A 6830-nucleotide genomic window follows, 5' to 3' on the forward strand; every position below is an offset into this window, starting at 1 on the left:
ACGACGGACACCCTTGCCTCTGGCTGTGAGCTTGGCACTACCTCCTGCTCATCGGGACTTTCACCCTATAGAAATCGCCCATGCCGGGCACACGGCAATAAAAAAGCTCCTGACCGCTAGAATCAGGAGCTTTTTCGAATTCTGTGGATGGGGTGGGAGATGGGACTCGAACCCACGACAACCGGAATCACAATCCGGGACTCTACCAACTGAGCTACACCCACCATCCAGATTTTTCTCACTTCGCTGCGTCTCGCTGAGAGCGCGTCGTTGTGAGGAGTGGAATTCTACGCACAAATAAAAATTTGTCAAGAGGCCTGCAAAAAAAATTTGCCTCTCGTTCCTGACGGACAGAAGACGGCATTGTCCCGGGCGCGGGAAGACAAATTCCGGCACCGCAAAACTTTATAATCGGCGCGGTTCATGACTTGAGGCCTGCGGCCATACCTCGGAAGGGCCGGCCGCGGTCAAGCAAAGGAGAAAAACATGACGCTTGCAACTTATGACTTCGCTTACGGCAACGGCCGGAAAACCTTTCAATACGACTCCGACGATGTGCTGAAGGTCGTCCGCACCGAACCCTTTGAAGTCATGCAGAACGTGCACGAGCATGTTCTTGAAGCGCTCTACCATCCGATCGGTCTGCCCCCCGTCAATGAGATCGTGAAGCCCGGCGACACGGTTGCCTTCATCTGCAACGATCCGACCCGCATCGCCAACAGCGAAATCTTCATGCCGATTCTCGTCAACGAGATGAATAAGCTCGGCGTTCCCGACGAAAACATGAAGATCGTCTTCGCGCTCGGCACGCACCGCGCCATGACGCCCGAAGAGATGGAAAAGGAAGTGAGCCCCGAAGTTGCCCGCCGCATCAAGATGTACAACAGCATCGCGACCAACAAGGACGACTTTGAATATTTCGGCACGACGTCGCTCGGCACTCCCGTCTGGATCAACAAGGAACTCTGCCACGTCGACCACATCTTCCTCACGGGCACGATCGTTCACCACTACTTCTCCGGCTACGGCGGCGGCAGAAAGGCCATCCTTCCGGGCTGCGCCGCGATGGAAACGGTCCGCATGAACCACAGCCACATGCTTTCCGAAAAGGCCGGCCTCGGCCGCATGGAAGGCAACCCCTGCTACGACGACCAGATGGAAGGCGTGGCGCTCTTTGCGAAGGGCCGCTCCCTCTTCCTCTTCAACGCCATTCTCAACGCCAAGCATGAGTTCCTCAAGATCTTTGCGGGCGACTACATCAAGGCCCACAAGGAAGCCTGCAAGTTCGTCGACGAGGTTTACGGCTGCGAAATCCCGAAGGAAGCCGATCTCGTGATCGCCTCCTGCGGCGGCTACCCGAAGGACATCAACGTCTATCAGATGCAGAAGACGATGGACAACGCGGCCTGCGCCGTGCGCAAGGGCGGCGTCGTCATTCTCCTTGCCGAATGCATTGAGGGTTCCGGGTCGGCCAAGCTCGAGGAAACCTTCCGTCGTCTCCGCACGCCTGAAGCCATTAAGAAGGAGCTTGAGGACAACTTCCAGATCGGCGCCAACAAGGCTTTCGCCATTACGCGTCCTCTCGGGAAAGCCAGATTCATCCTCGTCACGGCGCTCAACCGCGATCTCGCAAAGAGCATGCACTTCACGGCTGCCGTCGACACGGTTGAGGAGGCGCTCAAGATCGCTCACGAGTACCTCGGCGACCATCCCTCGACCATCATGATGCCGGAGGGTTCGCTCACGGTGCCGCGCGTTGCACCTGAACACAACTGCTCCTGCAAGTGCGGTCGCTAAGCGCGCTGCAGCGTATTAAGCTTCGCATCCGAAGAGTCAAGCCCGCTCGATAAAAGCGGGCTTGCGTTTTTCTCCAGTCCCTACTTCAGACCTCATGACGAACGCTGAAAAAGAGCAAAGCCTCCTCGATTTTCCAGAGATTCAGGCGCTTAAGGACGTGCTCCTCGACATTGCCCCGGCGCGCGAATTCTGCATTGCCTATTCCGGAGGCCTCGACAGCCGCTTCCTCGCTTTTTGCGCGAAGCAGCTCGGCTTTAAAGCGCATCTTCTTCACATCATCGGACCGCAGATTGCGCCCGACGAAACTGCGCTCGCCCTCAAGGACGCTGAAGCGCTCGGATACGAGCCGCTTCTTGTGCCGGCGAGCTCCCTCTCGCTCCCCGAGCTCGCGCGCGCCGGCACGCGCCGCTGCTACGTCTGCAAGCGCCATCTTTTCGAGACGCTCAAGGACATCGCCCGGAAGATGGAATGCGAAGGCCCCGTCTGCGACGGCACGAACACGTCGGATCTTGCCGTGTATCGCCCCGGCATCCAGGCGCTCGAAGAGCTTCATGTCTTTTCACCTCTCGCCATGGCGGGAATCTCCAAGCCCCGCATCCGTGAAATCGGCCGCGCGGTCGGATTCCCCAACCCCGAACAGGCTGCCCGCCCGTGTCTTCTCACGCGCTTCCCCTACGGTACGACTCCGACCCAGGGCGAACTTGAAGCCCTCGCCGACGCAGAACTCTTTGTCGCAAACGATCCCTTCGGCGCAAAGCTGCGCTTCCGCATCCGGATGCCCAACAAGACGACAACGCTTCTGCATGTTGAAAAGAAGTCCTTTGATGCCGTACCCGATGCGGACATTGAACTCGAGACCCTGATCGGGAAGCTCGGACAGAAGTTCGGCAATCGCCTCCCCGGACTGCGTGCGGAAGTGCTCGAAAGCCTTTCGGGCTATTACGACCGCCTGCAGCAGCCCGAAAGCTGATTCAATGCCTTGAAGCACTTCGAAAAAGACGCCTCCTGCAGGCGTCTTTTTTTATAAATATAATCAGTGTTGCGAAAAATAATAATCATATTTATATCTTATTAATCATACGAATTCATGACGGTCATTTTATGAGGTAATATATAAATCTCACATATTCAATCTGCGACTTTTAATGAAGTGATGGATATTCACAACAAGTTGAAATTTTTATATTTTTATTACTTCCTGCGCTTTTTCCATGAAATACAGGGCCTCACAGTCAGAAGAGCCCCTCAGCGAGCTCCCGGGGTGAAAACGAAATCATTCCGATCCCCCTAGAATCCATTCACTTTTACGACGCCTTCGACGTCTGCGCATCCATCCTACGTTTTTGCGATTCATTCCTGAATCCTCACTGCGCAGCGCCTGGGGCTGGTTCATTTCTGCATTCCTGAAGCCCGCTCAGAAACAAGTACTGAACAGCGGATTCTTCAGACTTCAACCACAGAGGTCCTCATGATCACCGCAACGAAAATCACTTATGCCGGCCCTGCCATGTCGAAGGACATGGGCGGCGCGGCCTTCTGCGCCTGGGTTGCCGCGCTCACCTTTTTTGCGCTTGCAACCGACCAGGTATCGCCCTTCATTGCAGAAGCCTTCGTGCCGGTCGTGATCGTCATTTCCACCGTGTTTGCCGTGCTCGCGCTCGGAAGCACCGTGAGCGCCGTGCATCTCACCAGGGCGGGCGTGTGGAAGTCCCGTCGTCCGATGGTTGTGCTCGCCGCAGGAGCCGCGCTTATTTCCCTGCTCCCGGCCCTCTGGTATTTCTCCGGGCTCTGGCATGTAGCTGCCGGCACCATTGCCGTCACCGGGTTTACTTCGGTAATTTTTGCCGCGCTGGCCGTCAAGGCGGGGCTCGCAAGCAGCATTGAAGCTGAGAAAGCGCGCTATTGATTGAGTAGCGCTGAAGCGTCCGGTTTTCAGCACCGGACGCTTCTCTCGTGCAGAATGGAGTGCGACGTTCTTCTCCGAATACCATTTTCATAAAAGCACCATGAACATCCGCACTTTCCGCAGCCGAACCGCGCTCGGCCTCTCTGCGCTCCTCCTTGCCGGCCTTCTCTCCGGCTGCTCTGATTCTGAAGTTGCCGATGTTTCGCTCGGCTTCCTCACCTTCAAAAACATCAAGCTCGACGCTTTCGTGGACGAAAAGATCCCGGGCGTCACCTGTCACGTCGCGAGCATCGAGTCTCCGCTCACGCTCGCAGACCCCTCGGACAGCGCCATCTCCTGCCGCCAGACAGGCGACATCACGCCGGCGATGATTGATGCGATCGACAAGTCGCGCGACGGCGAGGTGATCTTCACACGATCCAAGAGCATCTTCTTCAAGACCATGAAGATCCGCCGCATCTACGATCCGGCCAACCAGACGCTCATCTACCTCTCCTACTCAACCAAGGAGACGAGCGGCAGCTTCAAGCACTCCATCTCCACGGTGCCGCTCTGGGGCTCCTCGGCTTATCAGAAGCCGCTTCCGCCCGCTCCCGGAAAAGAGCTTTGACGCAGAAGCAACTGAGCAAAGGAATTGCGAACGACTTTCGTTCGCAACGCTAGAATGTTCCCCTGTCATGCTTCCAGGGCCGCGCTCATGAGAAAGGCGGCCCGACCATAGAGGAGATTTCATTCATGGTTTCCGTAACCGAAGTGCGCCAACTTATTTACGACCGTCCGGGCATCAGCCTCCGCGACCTCGCCTGGCACTTCAAAGTTTCCGCCCCGATGATGGAAATGATGCTCGACAAGCTCGTTTCCCGCAGCGACGTGGAAGTGGTTCATCAGGTCAGCTGCTGCGGCGGAGACTGCGGCTGCTCGGGCGAAGGCCACGGCAAGGGCTATCGTCTGACCCTGCAGGCGGCAGCGGCCCTTCAGTCGAAGGAAGCGTGAAAAAACTTCCTTCGGGAAACAAAGTGTTACGTCTTAAAGCTTGCTTCCGGGCAGGGATCAAGGCATAATTCTTTTCGTTGTGGTTCTGGTGGTCTTTCGTTTCCGAAAGAAGCTGAACCAAGTCGTTGGAGGGAGTCCTTGCAGCAAGCTCTATATGAAGCACGCTGAGCTTGGATGAAGTTCCTTCAGGAAAACCGCCGGCCACAAATAGACGAAGGGTGTGATCAATGATGATCGCGCCCTTTTTTGTTCTCCAGATTTTCTGTTTCGGCACCCTCAATCATGCCCAAACACGTTTTAGCGCTCGCGCTCGGCACGCTTGCGCTCTGCATCGCCGAATTCTCAATGATGTCGATCCTTCTGCCGACGGCAGAGGATCTTTCGGTCACCGTTCCTGAGGCCGGACACTTCATTTCCGCCTACGCCACCGGCGTCTGCGCCGGCGTCCTGCTGATGGTGACCATCGCACGCAGGATTCCGCTCAAGCGCCTTCTTCTCATCATCGCCGCGCTCATCTGTCTCGGGAACACGCTCACGATCTTTGCGCCGAGCTATTCCCTCATGATCGTCTCGCGCTTCATCGCGGGCCTGCCGCACGGCGCCTTTTTCGGCGTGGGATCCATCGTCTGCGCAAAGCTTGCAGGACCGGGGAAGGCATCGCACGACGTAAGCATGATGGTTGCCGGCATGACGATCGCAAACCTCGGCGGAGTACCACTTGCGAGCTTTCTGGCGTGGGCGCTTTCCTGGAGAGCCGCCTTCGTTATAGCGGCATTGCTCGCCCTCCTCGCGCTTCTTGCAATCCGCCTGTGGGTTCCTCAGACGGAACCTCTGCCGGACCGGGGATTCAAAGCGCAGTTCCGCTTTCTCGGCACGCTTGAGCCCTGGCTCGTGCTCGGCGCCATTGGTCTCGGCAACGGAGGCTTCTTTGCCTACTATTCCTACGTCAACCCGGTGATCGAGCACGTGGCGGAAATTCCCGCGAGCATGATGTCCCTGGTCATCACGCTTGCCGGCGCCGGCATGGTGCTCGGCAATTTATTCTGCGCGAAGATCTCGTCAAGGTTCTCGGATCCCTCCCTTGCCGCTGCCGGTCAGGGGTGTCTTTTCATCACGCTTGTCGCGCTCTTCTTCATGGCACACTGGGCGCCGGCAGCCGTCCTGCTTACCGCGCTCGCGGCAGCCTGCGTCTTCTTTATTTCCGGTCCCGAACAGGTCATGATGATTGAGAACGCGGGCGAAGGACAACTCCTTGCCGCAGCCCTCGCGCAATGCTCCTTCAATGCCGGAAATGCCGTCGGCGCCTGGCTGGGAGGTCTTCCGATCGAAGCCGGCAAAGCCGCCAACTGGGCGGCCATGCCGGGCATTTTCCTTGCGCTCGCAGGCTTCGGGCTCCTTTTCGCCAAGTGGCAGATTCATTTGATCCGGCAGCGCGAACGGATGGAGGACCGCGTGGAGGCGCTTCAGGAAGCGCTCAGGGATAAATGATGCGAAGAGCGGCCGATCCGTCGGAATGACCGTTCAGCCGCATTTTTGCCTGTTTCTATGAAATGCCGGAGGCTTCACAGCCTTCGGCTTTTTTCTACATCCCGGGAAGCCGTTCCCGGCATCAGGGCTTCTGAGTCGGATCCTCCGCGTTCTTTCTTTCCCTGCGCAGGCGTCTCGCTTCAATGAAGAGCATGATCGTATCCCAGTTGACGACCACCATCAGCGCGATGACGGCGAATGCCTGGAAAGCGTAGCCCGCATAACACCAGGCGCCCATCGTGCCGGGCGCGCCCCAGAAAGCGAGGAAGAATTCCTGCATGCCGGCGCCGAGCGTCGCGGCGTGCCCGAGAAAGGCTGCGAGCGAGAGGCCGTAGAAGCCCCATGCAAGCTTCATGGCGGTGCGCTGTCCGTCATGCTTCATCGGCCAGAAGCGCAGGCAGATGAGAATCACGATCGGGATGAGGAAGGGCATCGCGATGATGCCGGCGGAAAGAATGAACTGAAGCATGAGATGCGGTCGAAGTAGTCAACTCCGCAATTTTATTGGAAATCGGGTAGGAGGCATGGGATTAGTTCCCATGCCGTCCTCCCACACCACCGTACGTACGGTTCCGTATACGGCGGTTCCTAGTATCAAGGCTTAACG

At 57.3% G+C, this 6830-nt stretch carries 7 protein-coding genes and 1 tRNA gene; 6 read left to right on the forward strand and 2 right to left on the reverse strand.

Translation table 11 applies throughout. The annotated features are described in order from the left end of the window. Positions 1–148: 148 nt before the first annotated feature. Positions 149–224: transfer RNA gene (locus tag GBM95_RS10565), tRNA-His, on the reverse strand. Positions 225–486: 262 nt separating this feature from the next. On the opposite strand from GBM95_RS10565, the gene larA reads away from it, so the two are divergent. From larA to GBM95_RS10595, 6 genes are all read left to right on the forward strand, one after another. After that, on the forward strand, positions 487–1797 hold the full coding sequence (larA, locus tag GBM95_RS10570) for a nickel-dependent lactate racemase (RefSeq protein WP_152159058.1): 1311 nt from the start codon (positions 487–489) through the stop codon (positions 1795–1797). 94 nt (positions 1798–1891) lie between these two features. Then, positions 1892–2767 carry an adenine nucleotide alpha-hydrolase family protein gene (locus GBM95_RS10575; RefSeq protein WP_152159059.1) on the forward strand — a complete coding sequence of 292 codons (876 nt, stop codon included), beginning with the start codon at positions 1892–1894 and terminating at the stop codon, positions 2765–2767. Positions 2768–3265: 498 nt separating this feature from the next. After that, the gene (locus GBM95_RS10580; protein ID WP_152159060.1) at positions 3266–3703 is read left to right on the forward strand and encodes a hypothetical protein; all 438 of its coding nucleotides are present in this window, start codon (positions 3266–3268) and stop codon (positions 3701–3703) included. Positions 3704–3803: 100 nt separating this feature from the next. After that, positions 3804–4313 (forward strand): CreA family protein, encoded by a 510-nt coding sequence (locus tag GBM95_RS10585; protein ID WP_152159061.1) that lies wholly within the window; start codon positions 3804–3806, stop codon positions 4311–4313. 125 nt (positions 4314–4438) lie between these two features. Continuing rightward, positions 4439–4696 (forward strand): FeoC-like transcriptional regulator, encoded by a 258-nt coding sequence (locus GBM95_RS10590; protein ID WP_152159062.1) that lies wholly within the window; start codon positions 4439–4441, stop codon positions 4694–4696. 282 nt (positions 4697–4978) lie between these two features. Continuing rightward, the gene (locus GBM95_RS10595) at positions 4979–6184 is read left to right on the forward strand and encodes an MFS transporter (RefSeq protein WP_226963284.1); all 1206 of its coding nucleotides are present in this window, start codon (positions 4979–4981) and stop codon (positions 6182–6184) included. Between the two features lie 121 nt (positions 6185–6305). Here the strand turns inward: GBM95_RS10595 and GBM95_RS10600 are convergent, their stop codons facing one another. Further along, positions 6306–6692, reverse strand: a complete 387-nt coding sequence (locus tag GBM95_RS10600; protein ID WP_152159063.1) for a hypothetical protein — start codon at positions 6690–6692, stop codon at positions 6306–6308. Positions 6693–6830 lie beyond the last annotated feature (138 nt).

The organism is Sutterella seckii (assembly GCF_009183815.1).
Classification (GTDB): Bacteria; Pseudomonadota; Gammaproteobacteria; order Burkholderiales; family Burkholderiaceae_F; genus Sutterella; species Sutterella seckii.

Excerpts from the sequence above, each read along its gene's own strand:
- larA (WP_152159058.1), top strand. The coding sequence starts at position 487 with ATGACGCTTGCAACTTATGACTTCGCTTACGGCAACGGCCGGAAAACC.
- GBM95_RS10575 (WP_152159059.1), top strand. The coding sequence starts at position 1,892 with ATGACGAACGCTGAAAAAGAGCAAAGCCTCCTCGATTTTCCAGAGATT.
- GBM95_RS10580 (WP_152159060.1), top strand. The coding sequence starts at position 3,266 with ATGATCACCGCAACGAAAATCACTTATGCCGGCCCTGCCATGTCGAAG.
- GBM95_RS10585 (WP_152159061.1), top strand. The coding sequence starts at position 3,804 with ATGAACATCCGCACTTTCCGCAGCCGAACCGCGCTCGGCCTCTCTGCG.
- GBM95_RS10590 (WP_152159062.1), top strand. The coding sequence starts at position 4,439 with ATGGTTTCCGTAACCGAAGTGCGCCAACTTATTTACGACCGTCCGGGC.
- GBM95_RS10595 (WP_226963284.1), top strand. The coding sequence starts at position 4,979 with ATGCCCAAACACGTTTTAGCGCTCGCGCTCGGCACGCTTGCGCTCTGC.
- GBM95_RS10600 (WP_152159063.1), bottom strand. The coding sequence starts at position 6,692 with ATGCTTCAGTTCATTCTTTCCGCCGGCATCATCGCGATGCCCTTCCTC.